Here is a 23,417-nt window from a genome sequence, read left to right as displayed (position 1 = left end):
CATGGTTGGAAAACTCGTCGTCATCACTGGACTTGACGGCTCCGGCACCTCGAGCCTGGCGGAACAGCTTTGCAAGCTCGACCCCAAGGGCTTTCTTTTCAAGACCCCAGATGGCCCCTTCGGCGAAACCCGAGAGCTGTTCGACAGTGAAGTGAGAGACCGCTCGCAGTCTGCCCACTTCCTGTTCTACTTGGCGGCAGTCGCCTACGCCTCTGAGCGAATCAAAGAGAAGCTCAAGACCCACAACGTTTACTGCGTTCGCTACCTGATCGACACCGTAGTTTCTCACCGCGTCGCCGGCATGGACGTTGATCTGGTGTACAAAGGCATGGGTTACGACATCCATGAACCGGACGCCACCATCTTCATCAACATCGACGAGTCTGTTCGCCAGGATCGAATCACTGTTCGTGGCAAAAGCGATCTAGACAAGGTTCTGGATGACAACAGCATCCGCAATCGCTTCCTCACCGAGTTCCAACGCCTGGCCGAGCACCTCTGCATTGTCGACAACAGCACCAACGACCTGCAAGATGCGCTGAAGATCGCGGCCTCCCGTCTACCTTGGTTGAATTAAGACATGTCTACCGCTTACTACGTTACCCGCAAGGGCTTGTTGAACCTAGCCAACAGGCAGAAGGATCTGGTCGATGACTTGGAGAAATCCACCCGCGCCATGGGTCATTCAGCAAGCCTGGATAATGATCTTAGGGAAAACCCTGAGTTCATGCAGCTGCGCACCAAGGTAACCTACGAGCTACCGAACAAAATTGCGGAGCTGGAAAACGTCATTCGCTCTGCCCGCCTGATCAATGATTCCGAGCACATCCAGAACCAAGATTTTCACGAGGTTCTACCCGGCGTGGAAGTCCAGATGGAATCGGAGGACGGCCAGACGCGCACGCACTCCATCTTGGGTTACGAGGAAGGAGATCCTCATAAAGGGATCGTCTCTTATCTCTCTCCGGTCGGAGAGCGGCTGCTTCACAAGACCGTAGGTGACGAGGTTGAGCTTCCCATGCGAGGCAAGCAGATCCGTTATGAAATCCTTTCGATCAAGCTTAGCCCTCACCTGGAATAGCCAACTCTTGGTGCTCATCCTCAAAGGAACACGACATGGACATGCAACTCATTACAGGAGTCAAAAAGCAGCTCGGCTACAAACTCATCTGCCCTGATCCTGAAGCCAGCCGCATCTTGAAGCATGTCACCACCAGGCAAGCATTCTCCGAGATGGTAAAGCTCAATGGCGTCGACTCGCAGGGTCTGTTCGACCGCATCCATCAGTGCTTCGAGGAAAACAGCCTCAGGCGTCCTTACCATGACTGGTATCACACCTGCTGCGTGGTCGATGGCGTCATTCAAGGCTTGCGCTATTTTTTGAGGGCCGATCTGCTTGGCCTTTCCGAGGCTCAGCAAAAGGAGGTCAACTCGACGATCCTTGCCGCAGCGTTCCACGACATCGGGCACACCGGTGTAAAAGAACCAGACATTGTGAATGTGTCGCGCTCGATTATGATCGCCCATCGCTTCCTGATGGATGCTGGCATCTTGAGCAAAGGCGATCGATCGGTAGCCCTGGATGTCCCATTTCTACTGGAAACCTTGCAGAGCACCCAATACCCGTTCAAACGTGAGCCTTTGAATGAATACCAGGCCATCCTTCGTGATGCGGATCTGCTGCAGATTCTCGAGCCGACCTGGTTTGATGACTTGTACATCAACATGTATGAAGAATTTCTGGAAGGCAATCCAAGCCTAAGCTTCGAAGAGTTTTGCCTCAATGAGATGAATTTCGTCAAGGACGCTCAGTTTTACTCTGCGTGGTTCCGTAAAGAAAAATACTCTATGTACCAAGACACAGCGGTTACTCGCGTCAAAACGGCCTACACCTCGGTTTTCACTACCAGCGGGACTTAAAGAAGTAAGCGAACCGCGAACACACCTTGCGCTCGTTAAGCAGGCGTCCACTGATGCGGCAATAAGGCCTCGATCTCGCTAGCCCGCTGCGTCGGCAGGCGCTTCAGCACGTCCTTGAGATAGGCATACGGATCATGCCCACTCATGCGCGCCGACTGGATCAAGCTCATGATCGCCGCCGCGCGCTTGCCACTGCGCAGTGACCCAGCAAACAACCAATTGGCACGTCCAAGTGCCCACGGTCGTATTTGGTTGTCGGGTAGTCAGACGCGGTTACCCGCGTCCAACCCCCTAAGAACCGTGCATGCGAGTTTCCCAGCACACGGCTCAAGCCTCTGCTAAGGCGCCATTGGGCACCCGGTTATACATCGTCGACATTGGCAAATTGCACATCTCGTGGGCAACGCAGGTGGTAAATCTCAAGATTAGCCGCAGCGCTCGTCCCGCCATGACCTAGCTTCACAATATGGCGACTGTGCCACGGCGTGTCTTTGGTCACCGGCTTGAAGCAGGCGCAGCACCTGCCGCCCTGTTGCACCCATACCCGATACAGCTTGGCTCGACCTTTAACGGAAGTGAGCATCTTCTTGCCCCAGCGGGACTCGAAGTACTCATCCCACACAGGGTCGTGAGGGTTGGCAGAGGCCTTAATCTTGATATGTCGCACAATCGGTGTGTCTGAGGCGTCTACTAGCGTGTACTGACGCTTCCGACCATCGGCGGATTTTTCAGTACACGAGAACACCCAACGGCGCGCCCCTTGTACTTTGAAATACCGATCCTTCACCCATCGACGTGTCTTGCGAGGGTGGCGACGTACCGCCCATCGCCAAAGCATTTCCCACACTGCGCTGTCCACCTGGTTGAAGACCTTCTTGGCGACGACATGACTGTGATAGTTCGCCCAGCCCCGTAGAACCGGGTTGAGCAAACCTATCAAGTTAGCCTGTCGTATCGTTTTGTTGGTCTTGATCAACTCTCGCAGCTTGGCAAGGAGAGCCCCGATGTTCGCCTTGGACGGCTTGATCAGGAGCTTGCCGTTGTACTTACGCAAGTTCCATCCGAGGAAGTCGAACCCGTCCCCTATGTGCGTTATCTTGGTTTTTTCCGGAGAGAGAACGAGACCGCGCTCCGCCAGAAATTCAACCACGGCGGGCCTGACTTCATTCTCCAGCCATTCTTTCGAACAACCAGTGATAATGAAATCATCTGCATAACGCACCACGCGCATTTTTCGGGCTGTCCACTTCGCGTTGGGAAATCTCTTCGCCAGCATCGCTTCCAACCCATCCAGCGTCATGTTCGCCAACACCGGGGATATGATGCCTCCCTGCGGGGTTCCGGCGTGGCTGGGGAATAGCTGTTTTTGGTAGACATGACCAGCCCGGAGCCATTTCTGCAAAATCGCCTTATCCATGGGGATGTTGGCGATCAACCAGTCATGGCTGATATTGTCGAAACAGCCTTCAATGTCGCCCTCTAACACCCACTCCGCGTTTGCTTTTCGTGACAGCACACCAAAACACTGTGCGGCGGCATCCGCAGTTGAACGTTCTGGCCTGAATCCATAAGAGTTCGGATCGGCGGTGGTTTCCGCTATTGGTTCCAGAGCCAGTAAATGAAGCGCCTGCATGGCCCGGCATTTCATCGCGGGAATTCCGAGAGGTCTAGTCTTGCCGTTTTTCTTCGGAATGAGGACTCTCCGAAGCGGGAGCGACGAGTAACCTCGCCGCGTCAACGACTCTATCGCGCCGAGCTTGGCCCTAGGCGTATTCCTAGTAACCTTGTCCACGCCGGGGGTATTTTTGCCTTTGTTTTCAGACACCCGTTTCACGGCAAATGCCTTGCCGCTGAACGAGTGAGTCAGCAGCCATTGCAGGGCTTTCACCTTGTTATGTCTGCCATCTTGTACAGCCTTCACAATACGCGCTTGCAGCCCTCTGACACGACGTTGTACGGCGATCCAATCGATGCAGTCCCACGACGTGCCGGAAGGTGCACACGCCAATGCTGCTGCGTTCATTTGCTCTCCTTCCGTTGAAAGGGTTCTACCTACTCTCGTGTGAAGAGAGACCATGAGGACGTCTGCCCGCTTTCGCGTGAAGTGATATTTCAACCTCTATCCAACCCATTACAGGACGGCGTTCGCTTTTTCCTCGTTCCTTCGCCCGCACCGCCATGGGCAGTTTTTACAAACGGCTTTCCCTGACGGGAGCGATACGGGATTTCCACGTTCCGCCTACTGAAGTGCGTCGGGTTAGGTGCCTGCTATCGACCGGGAGGCATGTGGGTCACGAGTGCGTAGTCGAAAGACGCAATTCCCACCCCCATTACCGTTTTGGTTCGAGCGTGTAAGCCATTTCCGCTCGTTCAACTTAACGATCGTTGCGCAGATTCACATGTGTTCACCATACCGACTATCTAGCACTTGTCCGGCTATGGCTGCCAGAAGGGTACGCCTCTCACGATTAGTACCCCGCACCTGCGGTGCCTCGTTCCATTGTCGAAGGCGCTCTTGATTCAGCCTTCTAGATTCACCCGGTGACACGGGTGGTTCCCTCCAAGGGGAACAACTTCTGTAAGCGACTTCGTGTCGCACCTCGACGTGGTTGTTGTCGATGGGCAAGGCACCGTCGTCCAGGTAGCGCGTCAGCGCTACCCAGCGTTTCAGGCTGTAATCGAGAGCCTTAGCGATGGCCGAGCCTTCGGGCACCAGCTCGCGCTGGGTCAGCATCCAGTCATGCAGTTTTTCAGCGATGGGAACCGCATCCCGCTGACGTATTCGCCGGCGGTCTTCTTCGCGCATGTCCTTGGCCTGCCGTTCGACCTCGTAGAGCGCACCAATCGTTAGAAGCGCCTGCTCGGCCAACTGACTCTTGTTCGCCGCATGCAAGTCAAAGAACTTGCGGCGCGCATGTGTTCGTGACACACGATGGTCGGCGAACTTCGCAATCATGACGTGGGCCAACAAACCAGCAGTCGGGATGCCCTTGTCGATCACCTGCGCCGGCACCGGGGTCTGGATCAGCGTTTCGCAACTGTCGCAGACCCACTTGCCACGAATATGGCGCTCCACGGTGAATACGCCCGGTGTGTAATCAAGCTTCTCGCTGACATCTTCACCGATACGTTTGAGTGCGCAGCCACAAGTGCAATCGGTATTGTCCGGTTCATGATGAATCAGCGTGCGGGGAAACTCGGGCGGTAAGGCACGACGTTTAGGCTTCTGCTTTTCTTGGCCGGGTGCCGGAGTGACCCGCAGCGACTCCAGTTCCGCTTCGATGGCGGCGATATCGGTATCGATAAGGTCATCGAGCAAGCTGGCCTGCTCAGGGCTCATTTGCTCGCTACGCTTGGCGAACTTGAAGCGCTTGAGCTGGGCGATCTCGTGGCTGAGTTTTTCGATCAGCGTTTTGTCGTGATGGATCTTCTTGTCCATGACCTGAACGGTCTTGCCCATCGTCTCGACTTGCTCGTCGAGCGCCGAGACACGTTGTAGCAACTGCGCCGCCAGAGCGCGCAGTTGTTCGGGTTCAGTTGGTCGAGGTCGGGGATCGAAGTCATGCCGCCGATCTTGCCAGATCAGCGTAAACAGGACGACAGACTGATCGGACAATTGCACTGCCGGATGGGGCATGACTTGGCTTAGAGGATGGAAATGGCGTTTCCAGGGCCAACTCTTTGCCAAGGCAGCCCCAGTATCAAGGCATGATGGGCCAGAAATGGTGTCCACTAAAATTAGGTGGACACCATCGCCTTCCGCGGTTGCGGCAGGAAGATGTGTTGGCCGGACGGATACAGTACAAGGGCCGCACGGCGCTAAACCCGGTAGTAGTAGCGACTACAAAGAAATTGATGGCGGATGGGATGGCCAAGCCTCCTGTTGCCTACACTCTATAAGTATCTAGCTGCTTGGCGCCCATTGAGCGCTCGGATGGCTGAGATAACGCTACAGAAACTACACACCGGAGCAAGCGAGGTCGTGAAGATGGTTGATAATCAGATCGAGGAGTTCCCCAGAGAGATTCAGGAGGCGGCAGAGCAAGCGGTCGCGGTTGCCGGTATTGAGGTGCGAGATATGTGTGCAGCCCTGTATCGGGAAATAGTGGTGGCAGTGGCGAACAGCAGGAGGCAAGAGAAGCTAGAGCGAATAGCCCTGGGAATTGCACGGGCCAAAGCGCTAGGTAAGTACAAAGGCAGGCAGCCAAATAAGCTTTTACACCAGAGGATTCTGGAGTGCCTTAATAGCGGTAAGACTATTCGACGCACCGCAAAAGAGGTGAATTGCGCCAAGTCCACCGTGCAGAGGGTCAAAGATGCGCACGGACTCGAAATCAAGACTCCTTCATCGACTACGGTAGAACCCAAGCAGGATAAGGTTAGTGCGGGGCTAAGAGCTCTTGGACATTACTGAGCGGCGTATCCCTGCACCACCAACAGAGAGGCCCTGGAGGGAGTCCAACGGGGCCCAGGTATCTCTGGGGGGCAGGCTTCCTGCAGCGTCCCTGGTATCTACGCCAGTGCCTGAGACGTCAAGCCCCTCCGCGAACGCGGGGAGAATTCAGTCAACTACTCAATCAGCCCCAAACCCAACGGTCTTCCCTCCGCGCCTCCCTCAGAATCAAGCGCTTACCACCAGTTCTCCGATTCCACTCAGGGCATCGGCAAGGCGGCATGTGCCGCGCTTGGCATTTGACCTCGTACAAACCGCCAATTGAGTGCAGTGCCTGTTCGGCCAACTGTAAGCGTTTGCTAATCACACCTTGCGACTTTAGCTGGCGCTACGCCTTGGATAAAAATCGTTCGGTGATCATCGCCACCGCCTGTTCCGGAGACGTCAGGGCTGTGTCTATATTAAACGGAGCGCTTTCCCACGCGTAAGCGTCCGGCGAACTCACCTTCCGAACTCCAGCATTAAGGGCGATGGTGTCCGCGTATTTTTAAGCGGACGCGATCACCCTTATCGCCAGGATTTCTATGCGCCAACGAAGCTCTTATCCGAAACCGTTCAAAGCCCAGGTCGTTCAGGAATGCCTGCAACCTGGCGCAACCGTGTCCAGTGTCGCCATCAACCACGGCATCAATGCCAACGTCATCCGCAAATGGCTGCCGCTCTATCGAGATCAGCCCGCAGCGGCTTCACTACCAGCTTTCGTCCCGCTAAAAGCCGCACCTAAACGGCCAGTCGAAGCGTCAGTGATCATCGAGTTGCCCGTGGCCGGGCAAGTGATCACGGTGAAATGGCCAGCCTCGGATCCCGAGGGTTGTGCGCAATTTATTCGGGCTTTCGCTCAATGATCCGCATCGATGCCATCTGGCTGGCCACCGAGCCGATGGACATGCGCGCTGGCACCGAGACAGCATTAGCTCGGGTGATTGCGGTGTTCGGTGCGGCGAAGCCGCACTGCGCTTATCTGTTCGCCAATCGCCAGGCTAACCGGATGAAAGTGCTGGTGCACGATGGCGTCGGTGTCTGGCTGGCAGCGCGTCGACTGAACCAAGGCAAGTTCCACTGGCCCGGCATTCGCCACGGCTGCGAGGTCGAACTCGACAGCGAACAACTCCAGGCGTTGGTGCTGGGCCTGCCGTGGCAGCGCGTCGGTGCAGGCGGTGTGATTAGCATGCTGTAAACGCCGGCCATTTGGCCGGTCTACTTGTCGTCGCCCCGCGCCTGCTCTGGCACAATCGGCGGCATGACTTTCTCGCCCAACCTCGACCAGATGACCCCGGAACAGCTTCGTGCCTTGGCGGCACAGGCGTTGCAATTGCAATCCCAGGTCGAGGCGATGAGCAGGAAGATTCAGAACGATGAAATCCTCATCGAACAGTTCAAGTTCGAAATCGCCCTGCTCAAACGGCACAAGTTTGCCAAGCGCAGCGAGCAAATCAGCCCGGCGCAAAGCAGCTTGCTGGATGACCTGCTCGACACAGACCTTGAAGCTATCGAGGCCGAGCTAAAACAGCTTCTCCCAGATGCGCCACAGGCCGAACCACGACAATCCCCGAAACGTGCGCCTTTGCCGCCGCAGTTTCCACGCACGGTGATTCGTCACGAACCCGAAAACACCCAGTGCGTCTGTGGCTGCCAACTTCAACGCATCGGCGAAGACGTCAGCGAGAAGCTGGATTACACGCCGGGCGTGTTTACCGTCGAGCAACATGTGCGGGGCAAATGGGCCTGTCGCCAGTGCGAAACCCTGATCCAGGCCCCGGTGCCAGCCCAGGTTATCGACAAAGGTATCCCGACCACAGGTTTGTTGGCCCACGTGATGGTGGCCAAGTTTGCCGATCACTTGCCGCTGTACCGGCAGGAGAAAATCTTTGGCCGTGCCGGGCTGGCAATTGCTCGCTCGACCCTGGCGCAGTGGGTCGGACAAACCGGCGTGCGGCTTCAGCCACTGGTCGATGCACTGCGTGAAGCCGTGCTGAACCAGGGCGTGATCCACGCTGATGAGACACCGGTGCAAATGCTTGCGCCAGGCGAGAAGAAAACCCACCGGGCCTATGTCTGGGCGTACAGCACGACGCCGTTTTCAGGGCTCAACGCGGTGGTTTACGACTTCAGCCCAAGCCGTGCTGGCGAACATGCGCGCAACTTCCTGGGTGACTGGAACGGCAAGTTGGTCTGCGACGACTTCGCTGGCTACAAAGCCGGTTTCGAACAAGGCATCACTGAAATCGGCTGCATGGCCCACGCCCGGCGCAAGTTCTTTGATTTGCACGTGGCGAACAAAAGTCAGCTGGCTGAACAGGCCCTGCACTCGATCAGCGGCTTGTACGAGGTCGAACGTCAGGCGCGGGACATGAGTGATGAAGAGCGCTGGCGAATACGACAAGAATTGGCGGTGCCGATCCTCAAAACACTGCATGACTGGATGTTGGCCCAGCGCGACTTGGTGCCCAACGGATCAGCCACGGCCAAAGCCCTCGATTACAGCCTGAAACGCTGGGTAGCGCTGACCCGCTACCTGGATGATGGGGCTGTGCCCATCGACAACAACCAGGTCGAAAACCAGATACGGCCATGGGCACTCGGGCGCTCGAACTGGTTATTTGCGGGATCCCTGCGCAGCGGTAAGCGGGCTGCGGCAATCATGAGTTTGATCCAGTCGGCGCGCATGAATGGGCATGATCCGTATGCCTATCTCAAAGATGTGCTGACGCGGCTGCCGACCCAACGGGCCAGTGAGATCGGACAGTTGCTGCCGCATCAGTGGGTGCCGGCCTGACTTACGCAAGGTGAGTTCGCCGGACGCTTACTCCCACGCCTCGTATTCATGATCCAGTACAGACTGCCAGGTTGGTGGAGTCAGCCCAGGAATATCAATCTTTCTGGTTTCTACCCGGCGCTGATGTTCATGCTTATCAGAGCAGAGCACTTGGATATTCACTAATGGAGCACCAGAGCGTGTGGCGATATCGCTCCAAGCCTTTCGGCTTTCGATTACTGGGTTAACACAGTCAACTATGACCGTGCTGCCAAAACGAAGATTGCTCAGAGCAAGCTCATTGGCGACCATGTAACCGCTCCGCCCTACGTCTTGTGCAAGAGCACCGGAGTCTCGAATAGCTTGCTCAATCGTATCGATCCGCAGATACACGGCACCTGTTCTGGTGGCAAGGTCACTTGCGATAGTCGTTTTTCCGGTACCTGGAAGGCCGCTGAAGACAATGAGCATTCTATGTCCTTAGGTTAGTGTCTTAACCCAGTTTAGGCGGCTGCCAGTTATGCAGCAGCAACTGGTCGATTTTACTCGCCCGCTGTGTCGGCAGCCGCGTGAGAACATCCTTCAAATAAGCATACGGATCATGCCCATTCATACGCGCCGATTGGATCAAACTCATGATCGCCGCCGCCCGTTTACCGCTGCGAAGCGACCCGGCAAACAACCAGTTGGAACGTCCAAGCGCCCATGGCCTGATCTGATTGTCGGGTAGTCAGACGCGGTTACCCGCGTCCAACCCCCTAAGAACCGTGCATGCGAGTTTCCCAGCACACGGCTCATGCTGCCCGCCTCGCGTGTTAGTACCCATAAGCTACCAAGGTTTTGAAGCCATCACTGCCCTAGACTGACTAACTGCTTCAGTCACTGCCAACTAACCCCAACAGGATCTGTTCCAAACGATCCGCCTCGGAAGCTACAGAGCAAGCGATAAATTCAAGCTCCTCGTTATTCAGATGGGCTATCGGATGACATGCCCTCACTGCCAACTGGCCATGCTCATCAATGTGAAAATCCACCAAATCGAACGCCAGATTACGCCTCAGCGTGTGTGTTATCAGAGGGCAGCCTGCGATGGATTTATCCACCTGTGCGAGTGCCAAGGTTTTATGCTTATCGAGCACGACTGAAGAGAAAACCACATGCGAGCCGCTCAGGCACCAGTCGACCGGCTGCTTTCGGCCTTCGTGATGGAAAGTAAACAAAAGACGGCTATCGGCCTCTTCGTAGATGCTGACTCGACCATTTACCTTGCAAAGTGCTTTGACCTTTTGCCGAATCCCATCCCATTGTTGACTGGGAGAGTCATTTTCAGCTACAGCCCCCAATACTCGCTGGTAGATGTCATCCACTTCGATGCTGATCAGCACCTCTTCACCGCCCGCATAGACCTCTGTGTTGCGTTTGAGCTTCGCCGCCCCAGTGGCAGAGTCATAGCTGTCCCATTGCAAACGAACCAGCGGGGCTTTTTGCAATTCACGTAGCCAGTTCACTCGACTGGACGCGTGCAATTCGCTGTACGAGCAATCAATAGCTGCAAGGGATGTTGCCGATATCAGAAGCCTGGCTAGCCCCTTGGCGCTGCGCACTTGGAAAGCAACAGGCGCCGCCCCATTGCCATCCCAACCCCACCCATTGGTTGTCTCTTGCAGACGTACTGGCGTGGTCGAATCGTCAAGCAACTGGCTCAGGCAGTGCTCGACCTGACTGCGGACATGAGCTAACCGGCGAACCACCCCACCCTGTTCTGTTTGGAGCAAAGAGCGGAAGTCCTCACCAATTAGATCCTCCGTACTGATCTTAAAAAGGCTCTCAAGCGGCTCGGTGATTTGGGGTTCAATGGCGCTCGACTTAGCCAGTTGTTCGCGCATGTCAATGCTTTGCTGGATGGTCGCGCTGCCATCCCCAAGCCTATGGAGTGAGCGCTGAAAGGCATTCAAGTTAGCTGCGGCCTGCCGCACCTGGAAAAACTCAAGGCTCTCTCGAATATGGGGATAGCCCACCTGGATGAAGTGCTGTCCATATAGCTCACCGGCACTCCCCATGCGTCGATGTGCCATGGATGCAATGCGGTCAACCCGACCTACCTTTTGCTCCAAGGCTATTGGGCTGGCTGAGATACCGTAGTGCTGGATGCTGTCGCAGAAGGTGTGGAGATCCTCTCCTTCCTGAAAGACATCCGTTGAGATCAAAACGCGTGGGTAGCCAGGCATTCTGAATTTTCGGGCCAAGGGTGAGCGGTTGGTGCTGTTCTCACCTGTAGCCCCGCTGACTGGTGACAACGGATTGAGCTGGGCTGTTAGGTAGCGGGTCAGCTTGTCTGCCGAGGTATGGTACGCATCGGCAAAGTTGAGCTTGATGAGCAGGTCTAAGTTACAAGCAAGGTCATACAGGATTTGAAAGGAGCTGAAGCCTGCACCGGAGCTACGTTGTTTCATGAGTAGCTCGACAAAGCCGGTGATCAAATTGCTGTCGGCATCCGTCTCGGTGTCCCCTCTGCGTGCGCTGCGCAATGAGTAGAGATCAATGAATGGATGGTCGACTCGACACGCCACAGCCAATAACTCGGTATGCGTCAGAATCCGGCGTACGGCACGTTCTGCGACCAGCTCATCCTGGGTTGCTAATAGCTGGAAAGTCTCATTACTCCAGGCAGGCGCTATGCTGGCCAGCTCCGATAAAGAGTGCGTTACGTCCCAGAATGTTTTGCGCTCCAGTTCAGCATGGAGAGCGGTCAAGTCTGCCAGGTCAACCTCTGCTTTGAAGCCTTCAAATGCGGTCGACAGAATGCGTCCAGCTGCAATTTTGGCCTGAACCCCGCCTTGCGCTTGAACCGTCTTGAGATAGGCATACTGCGCTAAACGGAAACGCAGCTGCGGTGTGGGCTTTGTCTTTCCATTGCTGTGAATCCATTCCTGCCATTGAATTTGGCAGTCAGCCACGCTTGGCATGCCTTCCAGCGTGGCCCAGTTTGGCTCGAACATGTAGCTGTTCTGCGCCAAGGCATTCCTGAAGTTGAATGGCAATTGCATCAGTTGCTCTGCACCTAGCTCCAGCTCGGCATTTTTACCCCTGTAGAACCAGGTGAAGAAATTCTCGCTACTAGCCCTGGCCTCCCCGTCCTCGCCAACCTCATCAGTTAATGCCTGGTTTCGATCACGAACCTGGGCGCTGTACTTGTCAAACCAGTGGGCGACAGCAGAGTCACTTCGTATGTAGTCCCCCAGCCATGCATCATAAGCACGTTCCAGCTTGAACTTGAGCTCAGAAACACTCCTGACCCGACGTACGAATATCAGCTGCTTCTTGCCCTTCCCGAAGCTAAGCTCATGCGTCTTATCTGCCACCCAGTCCATCTTGGGGTGTGGTGGGGTGGTCTTGAACTCCTGATTGAAATCGTCGATCAGGCTTTCAACCACATGACGATCTTGAGCATCACGTTTATTGCCTTCAATCGGCTGGTCATCCTGGCCATCGAACTCAATGGCTTTGTTTTTTTCGCCTGGCAGGTAGCTTTCGAACGAGGCCAGCATGCCAAGCTCAAAGCGTCCTGCGCAGTTCTCCTGCAAGTACTCACTGACCTTCTTCTGCATCAGGGCAGCAAAAAGGTGCTGCTCAATGGTCATCTGTACTTCAGCAGACGTACCAGTTCGATGCTCTTGGCGGTACATGTTGCGGGTGTGGATCTTGCCACCTAACTCAATGGCATTGAGTCGGCGGACGATTAGCCTCCCCAATGCTGCTTGGGCCGAGTCAGAGGTACAGTCGTTGCCGGAGGGTAAAGCTGCTTCACGGGAAAGGCCGAAAAGGTTCAGTTGATTGTGTAGGTGATTCAGTTGCCGGTCGAACGGTGTAGCCGACAGCAATAGCAACCGCCCAACGCGATTGGTGTGTTCTGAGTCAGCACCCAGAAGCATGGCTAGCAACTGGTTGCGGTCACTGGTGTCTCGCCCCTTCTTCAGGTTGTGTGCTTCATCGACTACGACAAGATCGAAGCGTGGAAGGATGTCGTTTAAGGCCTTTGCCCAAGCAGCTTTCACTTTGTTCTTCAGCTTTGAAAACTCAGATCCCGATAACCCATCGTGGAGTTCAGCCCGCAGCTTGTTGGCTGCCTCCATGTGTTGTGGCAGCAGTCGAGCGAACTGACTCAATGATGCTCTTAGGTCAGCGACGGTATTGCCCAGCGCAAAACTGAATGCTGACGTACAGATGAAGTAGTCACGGTTACTGCTGGTAGCAACGGCCTGAATCAGCTCCGGTAAACCAAGGCATACTAGATAAGGTGCAACGGGTTGGTTGCCGAGCCCCTTTACCGAAAGGTCACGTGGGACATAGTTGTACTCGACGAAGCTCCTGTAGTCCTTGACCCATTTGTCGCGTACATTGTTCTTGGGCAATAGGTAAAGCACGCGTAATGAGGGGTTAAAGCGCCTCATCAACGCAGCTACTCCCAGGGCGATATATGTTTTACCCATGCCGACCTCATCAGCAAGGTAGGCTACCCGGTGATCTGCCAGTCGATTATGCAGGGCGACAGTCCCTTCAAGCTGCTGCACTGCAAGTTGCTCTAGTTCTTGCTTGCCAGCAGAAAAATCAATCAGGCTCGCAGCCGTGGCTTGGTTAATCCTTTGCAAAGCAATCCCCTTCCCTGCTTGGGCGCGTCATCGTCGCAACAGGCTCAAAAAACTTGGCTTTAAACCAGCGTAAAAATTGTTCGCCCTTTTCTTCGTCGAGCTGAGGCAGAAGCTCTCCCTGCTCCAAGGTCAGGAGTGCTGTTTCTGCATCTTCGAGCAATGACGCATCCGCATGCTTGTTAAAGCGCTTCAGTAGATCAGAAACGCTCAGTAACGTCAGGTAACGTACGATCAACGATGGAGACTGTTTGCCGGGGGGCTTAGTAATGGTCTCAAGCAACTTCCTTAAGGAATCAGGTTGTTGGCCGCGCAGGTAGTACGTCAAGGTCTGTGTGTCACCGCCCTGCTCAGCTTTTTGTAAGCGGCCTGCGAGCTCCCAAAATGCCCCGTTAACCTGGGAAAATTCGGAGAAGAAGCTCTCATAGGATCCCTCAGACGTGAGCTCAGGTAGAAACTCATCCTTAAGGCCCTCCTCTTGACTGGCATGAAGCAGCCGGACAGCCAAGTCACCAAATAGCTCCAGGCGACGCGCCTCATGCATGCCTATGAAAATCCTGAGCAGTGCCTGCAAGTCCAGAGGGGGCAGATGAGTCGGCCTACAGAAGAGATTACGTTGCGAGATCAATATCGTGCCGATGGCATGCTTTCCATCCGAGTGCCAGCGCGCCTGGATCAGTGATGATCCTTGAAGGTGCTGCTTCAGCTGTGAGGCTGGAATAGCTTGGTCTTCCTGGGCATTGAGCCGTACGTCGAGTAATACGTCCAATGCACTGCTGAGTAATGTGAGCGAGCCCGGTTTAGCGGTCGTCAGATGAAGGGTTTCGCTCTGCCAGTCAAACAGCGCATGGATGGCTGGCATTTCCTCGCTGCTAAGGTTGCTCTGACTTTGGGCCTCAGGCTCTACCTTAAACTTGTCTGGTGGTGCCTGAAGTGGCGCGAGCAAGCACTTTGTTGCATGCCCACGAAGTAAGAAGCCGGCTTCCACATTTTGGCGAAAGGCTTTGAAACTCAGGTTAACTGAGCCCACGAATGCCCAAGGATCGCTCCCCAGAGACTGGTAGATTTTGGCATGGAGCTTTCGGTGACCGGCTTTAGGGTCGAGGTGATTCTTGCGAATGGATTCAGTCCAGCGCCCCCAACTGATCGTCTCGTTGGATAAAGCCTCGTAAACCGACTCTCGATCAACCAAAGCCTGACCATGCTCATCTAGTGGTAACAGCACAGTGGTTGATGGGTGGCGCTTGAGTAGGTTTATGATGACCTGATTGTCACCTTCGGCAGCAAAGAACGGACTGATCACTTCTAGCGGCGCATCAGCGTTGGTCTGCTCGATGATGAATGCGTCGAATTGAGTTCGCCCTTCGCCACTACTTGAGAAGTAGAAAGCACAGCTGGGGTCGGCAGCAGTGGACTCGAAGGATCGCGCCACATCAAGGATGGCCTCCAGCACAGGCGCAGGTGTCTGAGCCTGGAAGAAATGCAGCGCATCCAGCAATGGCTTATGGATGTTGCTGGGGGCAAAGCCTTGGCTCAGTTCGACCCAATGGCCGACCTCAAGATTTTCCCACCAGCCCGCCTTGGTCAGATTGAAAGAGCCAGCCCCTAAAACGATGCTCAGTTGCTCGGATTTGCGTTCACGAACGACAAGCACCATGAGTTTGGCATGTTGGCAGGCACCTCCTACTCGCATCGGCAAGTAGTCAACCTCAAGTCGAGGCGCCAGCTGGGGATCAAATACGTCCAGGTCGTACACAACTGCCAAGCGCCCAGTGTGTTTGCGCATCAGGCTCTGCAACTGGTAGTAACGGATAGTTTCGTTGCTGGAAAGGGCTGGACTTCCCAATAGTAGGGGTAGGACTTCGAGCTCAAAAAAATCTGGCTCAAAGCTGTACGTGCTGAAGAATGCCTGCATGACCTCCCGCTCGCCAATGGTTGCGCGGAAAGCTTCACTTATGGTCATGGCCTTCATTGCACGGCCTGCCTGGCAATCTGTAGAAACGAGCCAATGAAATAGGTATTCCGCCACGTACCTTGGCAGTACGTACTTAGGGATGCCGGGATAGATGCACGATCATTGGCGACGCGCACTCTCAAGACATCACCCTGCCATTCAAGCCACGCAGCTCCGCCCCGCTGCTGCATGACTAGCTTGTTTTGCTCCAACACGCAGTTGATCAGGGCATCAGCATCAGGCGCGTTAGCTGCCTCGAAAAGCCGCATCAGGAATGCTCGATGCGGAAGCTTTGCTACTGCCTGCCAGACATTAGTGAACCCCAAGCCTTCATCCAGGCGTGGCTGAAGAATATCCAGTAGAGCCGCACGGTCAGAGCCTTTCTGGCCCTGTAACCAGTCCATGAGTGTGCCCGCAAGCACAAGCATTGGCTCTAGGGACTGAATCTGAAGGATTGTTTCTCGCAGATCACCACTCGTTTTCGAGGAGTCGCTCAGCCACCTACAGAAAACCGGAACACTGATCTCGCCATTGAAATGGCTGAGGTAATCCGTTGCTCTGCTGTACAGCTCCATCTGCAATGGTTTTGCTGATTGCCAGTTGAGCAGTGCCTGCACCACCGTGCGGCGCAGTTGTCTGTCTCGAAGCATGCGATGAAACGCAGTAGCAAGGACATCGAGATCAGACACGCTGAGTTGACTATGTTGAGCAAGGGAATTGAAGGCGTTCCATTGATCTTCACCCAAGCACAGAACCATCTCGGTTACGAGTGCCCGCCCCTGGTCAGTCAACCGTCGCTCTGCCCCCGAGATCAGACCTGCTACCTGCATGGCTGTCGAGTACAACCCCCATAGGCCGTAACTCAGCTGGTTGCTCAGGATCTGTGCCGACTCAGCCTTGCCAAGAGACAGTTGGCCGTTCTTGAAATTGGCCTTTGCCCGAGTGATGCCCAGAAAGTTTTCATTCCCAACAGCAAGGCGCAGATATGCCGCTAGCTGTTCAGCACGCAGAAATTTCGTTTGGATCTGTTCGAGTTGATCTGTTGAAGCGTTTGCCTGTGCACAGCATAGCAAACTGACCATGAAGTTATCGAGGTTGCTCGTGACAGTGGTAAGGTTGCCGACCACCTTACGCCCGATATAGCTCCAGATTGCCTCAATCCCCAAAGGGTCTCGCGACCCCTTGGGCCGTGAGCGCTCATCCATGAGTGACAGCACTGTAAGCATTTGATTTTTCCCAAGCATGGCCGATGTAGCCACGTACATGATGTCAATCTGCCCATATTAAGCCGGCAAATCAACAAGGGCAGACACTCCGTCTTGTACCGCGTCTTTATGTCTGAGATGGGGCAAAGTCCTTTGCACAGAAACTGGGAGATCTCAGCTGTGTCCGGTGCGCGAGCACCGGGCGGAGCAGGAAAGGCCAAAAGCCGTAACCCTGCTGCCCACGCCGCTGAGAAGTCGGATACGTCCGTAGTACCTGAGAAGCCATTGAACAAAGGGCCTGGCACTGCGGAGATAGTAGAGGAAAGGGACGTAGCCAAGGGAAACACCGACAGACCTCCCGCGCCCCGGACACAGAGCCGGATCAGTTACGAGTCGATGGGACTTGAAGGTGTACGTGAAGCAGCCAGAAGGAACGAGGGCATGCAGTTCACGCCATTGTTGCACCGCATCACACCACAGTTATTGGCGCAGAGCTTTTATGCCCTGCGCCGCGATGCTGCGGTGGGCGTGGACGGCATGTCGTGGCGAGACTATAAGGAAGGTCTTCTCCAGCGTGTATTTCAACAAAGGTCTGGTTGCCTTGCCGGCCTACGTACTGGGCGTCAGAGAAGGTCATCTGCTTCATCGGGAAATTCGGGCATCAGCATCGGCATATCCCATCAGACTCGGCGGATCTTCTTCAGGATTTCCCTGAGTGCAGTTTTTCTGGCTATATGCCACTATTCGGATCTTTGTTCGGTTTCCAACATAACCAACACAAGACGTCAACACGTTTGCTGTGCTGACGATGACGACATGACGGAAAGAATGATGGAAAGCTAGGATAGCTTCCTTCAAGGAGATGAAATGCACGAAAGCACCATTGAACTGTTTCGCGATGAATCCCTTCGATTGCTGCAAGTGGAGATCGACCTGCTGCAGCGCATGAAGGATGCGAAAGGTGTTGTTGTCGAAGAGCACGCCGAGGAGCACCAGACCTTCTCGTCAGCCAGTATCGACAAAGATTTGAAAATGCTCAGTGGCGAGATGAGCAAGCTGGAGCGCCTGGAAATGGTACTGGCTGTTGTCGGTACCATGAAGGCCGGTAAGTCCACGACCATCAATGCCATCGTTGGCACTGAAGTGCTACCCAATCGCAACCGCCCCATGACGGCGTTGCCAACGCGGATTCGCCATACGCCAGGTGTCAAAGAGCCCGTTCTGTTGTTGGAAAACAATGGCCCGATCAATGCGCTGGTGGACAAGCTGCGGAAGGTTATTTCCAAATCGGGTGGTAAAGAAATTCTGGCGGCCAACGCGCACGATAAAGACATGACGGCGCTGCTGCAATTTATCCTCAGCAAGCAACCCTTCGAGCATCGTCATGAAGGCCCGGAAGCCATCTTTTGGTTCCTCAGGAGCCTGAACGACCTAGTTCGACTGTCTCAAGCACTAGAGGTTGAGTTCCCGTTCGACTGCTATGCCAGCATCGATGACATTCCGGTTATCGACGTGGAGTTCGCACACCTGGCGCATCTGCCGGGCAGCGTGGGCAGTCTCACACTGCTCGATACTCCCGGCCCGAATGAGGCCGGCCAGGTTCATTTGCGTCATATGCTGCATGAGCAATTGAAAAATGCCTCGGCAGTATTGGCTGTTCTCGACTTTACCCAGCTCAAGTCAGATGCTGACCATCAGGTGCGCGAAGCGCTTGAGGAAATTGCCGACGTTGCGCAAGGACGCATGTTTGCCCTGGTCAACAAGTTCGATGAAAAAGATCGCAACAGTGACAATGCTGAGCAAACCCAAAACCTGGTTGCCGAGTCCTTGCTCAAGGGGCGCCTGGACGTTTCGCAGGTTTTCCCAGTGTCGTCGAAGCTGGGCGATCTGGCCAACCGGGCCAAGCGTGAACTGGATATAAACGGCTGTCTTCCGCCGATCAACGGCGAAATCAACGCTTGGGTCGAAGACTTTGGGAAAGCTGCTTTCGGCGCGATGTGGGAGATGCAAATTGAAGATCCAGGCACGGTAAGGAAGACCGCCGACCTGTTGTGGAAAGCGTCGAAATTCTCCGAGCCGCTGGACAACGTTATCCGCAAAGCCCACAGCCAGGCGGCGATGCTGGCGATTTCCTCGGCCGCCGCCAAGCTGGTGGACATTTCCAGCAAGCTGAATAATTTTCTGGACGTTCGCGAGGTGGCGCTGGGAAAGAGCGCAGAAGAGTTGGTCGGGCAAATCAACTCTTTGCTCAGTGATATTGAGCGAATCAGTGACCTTGAACGTCAAACCCATGCCGACACGAAAAAGGCTCTCAAAAATATCAAGGTGAGGATGGAGCGCGCGTTTGACGCGATTCGCAGCGACATCAACGATGAGATTTCTGAAGGTTTCATCGCCGCGAAGAAAACAGAAGAGCAACAGTCTATCGAGACTGCAATCGCTAGCTCTATGGGGTCATTACGTGGGTTCTTGGGGGTATGGGATGCACTCAAGAGGCAGACTGCTGGTCAAACAAAGCAAGCATCACGTAAATCGGGTAGCAAATTTGGTCGAGAGTTCGATGAAGATAATCCGATCATCAGCCTGAACTCTCGAGAGGACGCAGAAAAAGTTGTCAAGGATATTGAAGAGGGTGTTCAGCAAATCATCGACTCAAATGAGTCGCGCCTGATCAAAGACTCTGATCAAATCCTCAAGGATTTTCGTATCACCTTCGAGCAGGATATCTCGACTCAAGCCAGCTCCATCATCGGTGAGCTTAATCAACGGCTCAACGGCTGTGGCTTTTCGATCGAAATCAAGATGCCCTATACACCCGCACTGTCTATGCGCGAAGGCCGTGGCGAATTATTGCGTGGCGTCATCGAAAGCAAGCAGCGTGCAGTAACCAAGCGTCGTCGCACCACCAGCTTGTGGGGGCGCTTGTGCGAAGTGTTCGATACCGACGACTGGGGTTGGGAGACTTATTCTACGACGGTTGGTTACTACGAAGTGGACATCGACAAGGTCAAGGGCTCTATCGACAAAACCATTGATACGCTGTTCGCCGCGTTGGCTACTGCGATGCTTGAGACGATCGAGAAGCCCCTGGAAGAAAGCGTCAAGCAGTTCTTCGATGAGCTCAAGCTGGCCGTGGAGTCGCTGCGCAGTGACCTGGCACAAAGCATTCGTGACAAACAAACCAGCCAGGAACAGCAGAAGGCACTCGCTGAGCGCCTGGCCGAATTCAAGCGTCAGGTGCCGGGGCTTCAGCAGGACAGCGCGGCGCTCAAGCGAGACGTTCAACCGCAAGAAAGTGAGGTCATGGCATGAGTGAGTCAAATGCCATACCGCCGAATGCTGAAGTTTGCCAACTAATGACCTGCCTGCCGGAAAAGTTCGTCGTGGATTTTGCCAATGGCATCGATGTGGCCCGCGAGCGTCAGCGTCACATGGCTACGCGAACCGGTTTTTTCTCGCGGTTATATGATGGGTTTACTGGGCAGGGGACTCGTCATCAGGCCGAGATCAACGCCAGCCTGACCGACGGCATTGAAGGTTCGCTGATTTGGTTGCAAGACCTCTCTGAGTCCTTGGCGCGTAGTAATCATGCGATTGTCCAGATTCAGTCCCGGGTGAATGGGATGAAGCACGATATGGCGCATCTCATTGACTATTCAGTAACCACTCGGCAAGCACTCAACGAGCTTTCACAGCGACTGGATGAGCGCTGTTATGCATTGGAGCAGCAGGTCGCTCGCATCGATATCCTGCAGCAGGCCCACCTACACCTCGATGGTGTGTTCAGCAAGTGGGGGGCGGGGCGCTTCAATGGCCTGAGTTTCTCTGGCCGCTGCTATGCCGCCTTGGAAGAGCTGCGCTGGGGAGCGTTTGGCAATTACTGCCAGACTGTGTCGGGACATGAACGTCAGCAGCAACTGGAGCGCCTGGCCAACCTGGCCATCATCCAGTTGAACCAAGATGCCAGGCTTACCCCGGGCGAACGTATTGCCACCCGTGAGCGCTGGCTAGCTAGACCGGCAGCCAACACTGCCTGGCTTGATGGTGAACAAGCGGTTAGTTACCTCGGCGACTGGGCTGATCCGTATTTGGCACCGTTCTCGTATGCAGTATCGCAGACACCTGACGAGTTGCCCCTGCATTTGCCTCGGTTAGGCTCAGCTCAGCGCATGACTGAAGGCATGATCAGTGAGCTGTTCATGGAGGTTTCGTCATGACCGAAGCGATGAAAGTTGGCCTGGTGTTATCGGGTGGCGGCGCTAAGGGCGCCTACCAGGTAGGCGTGCTCAAGGCTTTGAGCGAGCTGGGAACGCAGATCGACGCCGTATCGGGGGCGAGTATTGGAGCCCTGAACGGTGGTGTTTTGGCCTCGGCCCCTTCGCTGGATGTGGCCATCGAACGCTTGGAGCGGCTGTGGGGGCGCCTGGCCATGGACTCACCGTTGAGCATGAAAGTGCCAGGTTATCTGACTCTCCTTGTGGCTGCGGGCTTGCGCGTGCAGGGAGCGGGTATCGCCCTGGGCGTTCTGCACGCGGTACAAGGTATTGCTCAACGGCTGGATTTGGCGTTGCCGAGCTGGCTCGATGGGGCTGACGCAGGTGTTCTCGATGATCAACCATTGAAGGCACTGATGGATGAGTTTCTGGTCAGCAAAGATCTCGAACGAGGTCTGCCGTTATACGTATCCTCATATCGAAGCGGTGGTGGACTACGGGACATGGCGCGGGCGCTGAGTGCTGAGTTTGGGCTTACTGATACGCCGGATTCCGAGTTTCTGCACATCCAGTCCCTTGACGAGAAGGTTCGCAAGGACGTGTTGTTGGCCTCGGCAGCCATCCCATTGTTGTTTGCACCACGTCGTATTGAGGGGCAACGTTACTCGGACGGAGGTCAGGGTGGCTGGCAGACCATGCAGGGGAATACACCGATTACTCCATTGCTCGAGGCTGGCTGCAACCTGGTGATCGTTACCCATTTAAGTGATGGCTCGTTATGGAGCCGGCAACGTTTTCCTGGCGCCACCATCCTTGAAATCCGTCCGGGGCAAAGTCTTAACCGCGCCACCGGCCCGCTTGGTGGTGCGCGCGACCTATTGGGGTTCGATGCCGAAAAAATCCCGTCCTGGATTGAACAAGGCTATAACGACACCCTGCACTGTGTCGGGCGAGTCATGGCTGCTCAAAAGAGTCGCAACGCATTACGTGCATCTGAGACAGCATTGTCCGCGATCCAGAAAGATTCGCTGCAGGCTGACAAAGTACTGTCTGATGCAATGGAGCGACTGAAGTAGGTGCGTGCCTGGGTGGCAAGGAGGGCCGACGTAATTATGTCGCGCCTCCCTGTCACGCCGGCAGGTATTCCATCCTGGGGTGACTTTCATGCCTGTGCCTATGCGACCCTATACCCACTACTGCAGCTCATGCAGCTGGAGCCATACGGTTATTCCGCTGAGCGATGTACTATTTCCAGGGGACTGGCTCGACCAGTGTCCGACCTGCGGTGCTGCGCCCTTGCAGCTCCGCGCAGCGACTCCTGTGGAATTGCTTGCCGCCCGTCTCAAGCAACTATTGAAGTACCGACGGTGATGTTGCCTAGCTTGAGTCATTGTCAGAGACATACTTGGCGCTCGCCCATGTTGGCTTGACGCGACCATTTTGGCTGCGTGGCGAATGGCCACTCTATTGAGCAGCTTGCGCACCCTGAATTCAGAGATCATCTACGCGGCTTACTGATGCCCTTGGCCGGCTGGAAGCGCTCGATAGCGCGTGATTATTCCAAGCGCATCCTGGATTTCTTGCTGAAAAGCTGATGTGTCACTGACTATGCCGGTATTGAACTACGGACAATCAGCTATCGAGTGGTATTTCCAGCTCGAAACCTACCGTATTCCCCGTCTGCTATCTTTGTTTTGGTGCGGATAGTTTATCTGTTGGAAAGGTGAAGGCCCGACGGGCGACGGGCGATCGCACGTTCGGCAGCGTTAGCTGCACACGGCTGAGTAGGCTTTAAGCTGTATGTCATCGAACGCGAACTCAAGGATGCCAGCAATGAAGAGCGGTTTATCGGTCGTCAGGAAAGAAGCTTGCCGATCCTCGGCCAGTTGAAAAGCTGGCTGGATAAAACGCAGCCCCAAGTCACACCGCAAAGTGTGTTGGGAAAGGCAGTGCACTATCTGGCGAATAACTGGAGCCGGTTGGAGCGCTACGTCGAGGCCGGCCATTTGCCGATCGACAACAATCTTGCGGAGCGTGCGATAAAGCCGTTTGTCATTGGGCGTAAGGCGTGGCTCTTCAGTGACACGCCTAAGGGCGCCACGGCCAGTGCGCAGCTCTACAGCCTGCTCGAGACCGCCAAGGTCAACGGCCAGGAACCCTATACATGGCTGCGCCATGTACTTGAGCGGCTGCCTCACGCCTCATCGATAGCAGACTACGAAGCCCTGCTGCCGTGGAATTGCTTGCCAGAGATGCCACGGTAACCCGCT

The 23,417-nt window shown here is 55.0% G+C and carries 15 protein-coding genes and 6 pseudogenes; 12 read left to right on the top strand and 9 right to left on the bottom strand.

The features are described 5' to 3' along the window. Window position 1 precedes the first annotated feature (1 nt). The 3 genes from FPB55_RS12130 to FPB55_RS12120 are packed head-to-tail and all read left to right on the top strand — an operon-like array spanning window position 2 to window position 1,920. Window positions 2–577, top strand: coding sequence for a hypothetical protein (locus tag FPB55_RS12130; RefSeq protein ID WP_054890476.1), 576 nt, complete (start codon window positions 2–4; stop codon window positions 575–577). A gap of 3 nt (window positions 578–580) precedes the next feature. Continuing rightward, entirely contained in the window at window positions 581–1,081 is a 501-nt protein-coding gene (locus tag FPB55_RS12125) for a GreA/GreB family elongation factor (RefSeq protein ID WP_054890477.1), read from the top strand. A 35-nt stretch (window positions 1,082–1,116) separates the two neighbouring features. Beyond that, window positions 1,117–1,920 carry an HD domain-containing protein gene (locus tag FPB55_RS12120; RefSeq protein ID WP_054890478.1) on the top strand — a complete coding sequence of 268 codons (804 nt, stop codon included), beginning with the start codon at window positions 1,117–1,119 and terminating at the stop codon, window positions 1,918–1,920. A gap of 35 nt (window positions 1,921–1,955) precedes the next feature. On the opposite strand, the pseudogene FPB55_RS12115 reads toward FPB55_RS12120, so the two are convergent. The 3 genes and pseudogenes from FPB55_RS12115 to FPB55_RS12105 form a co-directional block, all read right to left on the bottom strand. Further along, a pseudogene (locus FPB55_RS12115) lies at window positions 1,956–2,177 on the bottom strand (transposase domain-containing protein); the annotation flags it as partial. 104 nt (window positions 2,178–2,281) lie between these two features. Continuing rightward, window positions 2,282–3,943, bottom strand: coding sequence for a group II intron reverse transcriptase/maturase (gene ltrA / locus FPB55_RS12110; RefSeq protein ID WP_054890479.1), 1,662 nt, complete (start codon window positions 3,941–3,943; stop codon window positions 2,282–2,284). Between the two features lie 576 nt (window positions 3,944–4,519). Then, a pseudogene (locus FPB55_RS12105) lies at window positions 4,520–5,484 on the bottom strand (transposase); the annotation flags it as partial. Window positions 5,485–5,854: 370 nt separating this feature from the next. Between FPB55_RS12105 and FPB55_RS12100 the strand changes: the two are divergent. Then, the gene (locus FPB55_RS12100; protein WP_054890481.1) at window positions 5,855–6,334 is read left to right on the top strand and encodes a helix-turn-helix domain-containing protein; all 480 of its coding nucleotides are present in this window, start codon (window positions 5,855–5,857) and stop codon (window positions 6,332–6,334) included. A gap of 367 nt (window positions 6,335–6,701) precedes the next feature. On the opposite strand, the pseudogene FPB55_RS26595 reads toward FPB55_RS12100, so the two are convergent. Further along, a pseudogene (locus FPB55_RS26595) lies at window positions 6,702–6,797 on the bottom strand (kinase); the annotation flags it as partial. A 100-nt stretch (window positions 6,798–6,897) separates the two neighbouring features. Between FPB55_RS26595 and FPB55_RS12085 the strand changes: the two are divergent. The 3 genes from FPB55_RS12085 (at window position 6,898) to FPB55_RS12075 (ending at window position 9,149) form a co-directional block, all read left to right on the top strand. Next, complete coding sequence (locus FPB55_RS12085; protein ID WP_010954361.1) at window positions 6,898–7,218, top strand: transposase; 321 nt, start codon at window positions 6,898–6,900, stop codon at window positions 7,216–7,218. Continuing rightward, complete coding sequence (tnpB, locus tag FPB55_RS26590) at window positions 7,215–7,550, top strand: IS66 family insertion sequence element accessory protein TnpB (protein ID WP_012312018.1); 336 nt, start codon at window positions 7,215–7,217, stop codon at window positions 7,548–7,550. The genes FPB55_RS12085 and tnpB overlap by 4 nt, the downstream gene beginning before the upstream one ends. A 63-nt stretch (window positions 7,551–7,613) precedes the next feature. Further along, window positions 7,614–9,149 (top strand): IS66 family transposase, encoded by a 1,536-nt coding sequence (locus FPB55_RS12075; RefSeq protein WP_012312017.1) that lies wholly within the window; start codon window positions 7,614–7,616, stop codon window positions 9,147–9,149. A gap of 30 nt (window positions 9,150–9,179) precedes the next feature. Here the strand turns inward: FPB55_RS12075 and FPB55_RS12070 are convergent. From FPB55_RS12070 to FPB55_RS12050, 5 genes and pseudogenes are all read right to left on the bottom strand, one after another. Beyond that, window positions 9,180–9,599: pseudogene (locus FPB55_RS12070) on the bottom strand (AAA family ATPase); the annotation flags it as partial. Window positions 9,600–9,621: 22 nt separating this feature from the next. After that, a pseudogene (locus FPB55_RS12065) lies at window positions 9,622–9,852 on the bottom strand (transposase domain-containing protein); the annotation flags it as partial. Between the two features lie 151 nt (window positions 9,853–10,003). Continuing rightward, window positions 10,004–13,777 (bottom strand): DEAD/DEAH box helicase family protein, encoded by a 3,774-nt coding sequence (locus tag FPB55_RS12060; protein ID WP_144188270.1) that lies wholly within the window; start codon window positions 13,775–13,777, stop codon window positions 10,004–10,006. Further along, a complete protein-coding gene (locus tag FPB55_RS12055; protein WP_104148361.1) occupies window positions 13,764–15,746 on the bottom strand; it encodes a hypothetical protein in 1,983 nt (660 codons plus the stop codon). The genes FPB55_RS12060 and FPB55_RS12055 overlap by 14 nt, the downstream gene beginning before the upstream one ends. Next, window positions 15,743–16,954 carry a hypothetical protein gene (locus FPB55_RS12050; protein ID WP_064314810.1) on the bottom strand — a complete coding sequence of 404 codons (1,212 nt, stop codon included), beginning with the start codon at window positions 16,952–16,954 and terminating at the stop codon, window positions 15,743–15,745. The genes FPB55_RS12055 and FPB55_RS12050 overlap by 4 nt, the downstream gene beginning before the upstream one ends. A gap of 420 nt (window positions 16,955–17,374) precedes the next feature. On the opposite strand from FPB55_RS12050, the gene FPB55_RS26585 reads away from it, so the two are divergent. The 5 genes and pseudogenes from FPB55_RS26585 to FPB55_RS12020 all read left to right on the top strand — a co-directional run. Further along, window positions 17,375–17,776, top strand: a complete 402-nt coding sequence (locus FPB55_RS26585; protein ID WP_232892300.1) for a hypothetical protein — start codon at window positions 17,375–17,377, stop codon at window positions 17,774–17,776. Window positions 17,777–17,800: 24 nt separating this feature from the next. Then, on the top strand, window positions 17,801–20,245 hold the full coding sequence (locus FPB55_RS12040) for a dynamin family protein (RefSeq protein ID WP_064314789.1): 2,445 nt from the start codon (window positions 17,801–17,803) through the stop codon (window positions 20,243–20,245). Then, window positions 20,242–21,150 carry a diguanylate cyclase regulator RdcB family protein gene (locus FPB55_RS12035; protein WP_064314790.1) on the top strand — a complete coding sequence of 303 codons (909 nt, stop codon included), beginning with the start codon at window positions 20,242–20,244 and terminating at the stop codon, window positions 21,148–21,150. The genes FPB55_RS12040 and FPB55_RS12035 overlap by 4 nt, the downstream gene beginning before the upstream one ends. After that, entirely contained in the window at window positions 21,147–22,223 is a 1,077-nt protein-coding gene (locus tag FPB55_RS12030) for a patatin-like phospholipase family protein (RefSeq protein ID WP_064314791.1), read from the top strand. Before FPB55_RS12035 ends, FPB55_RS12030 begins: the two co-directional genes overlap by 4 nt. Before the next feature lie 717 nt (window positions 22,224–22,940). Next, window positions 22,941–23,411 (top strand): annotated as a pseudogene (locus FPB55_RS12020) (transposase); the annotation flags it as partial. Window positions 23,412–23,417: the final 6 nt, after the last annotated feature.

It is taken from the genome of Pseudomonas sp. BJP69, assembly GCF_007633355.1.
Classification (GTDB): domain Bacteria; phylum Pseudomonadota; class Gammaproteobacteria; order Pseudomonadales; family Pseudomonadaceae; genus Aquipseudomonas; species Aquipseudomonas juntendi.
This window is presented reverse-complemented; position numbering and strand designations above follow the sequence as displayed.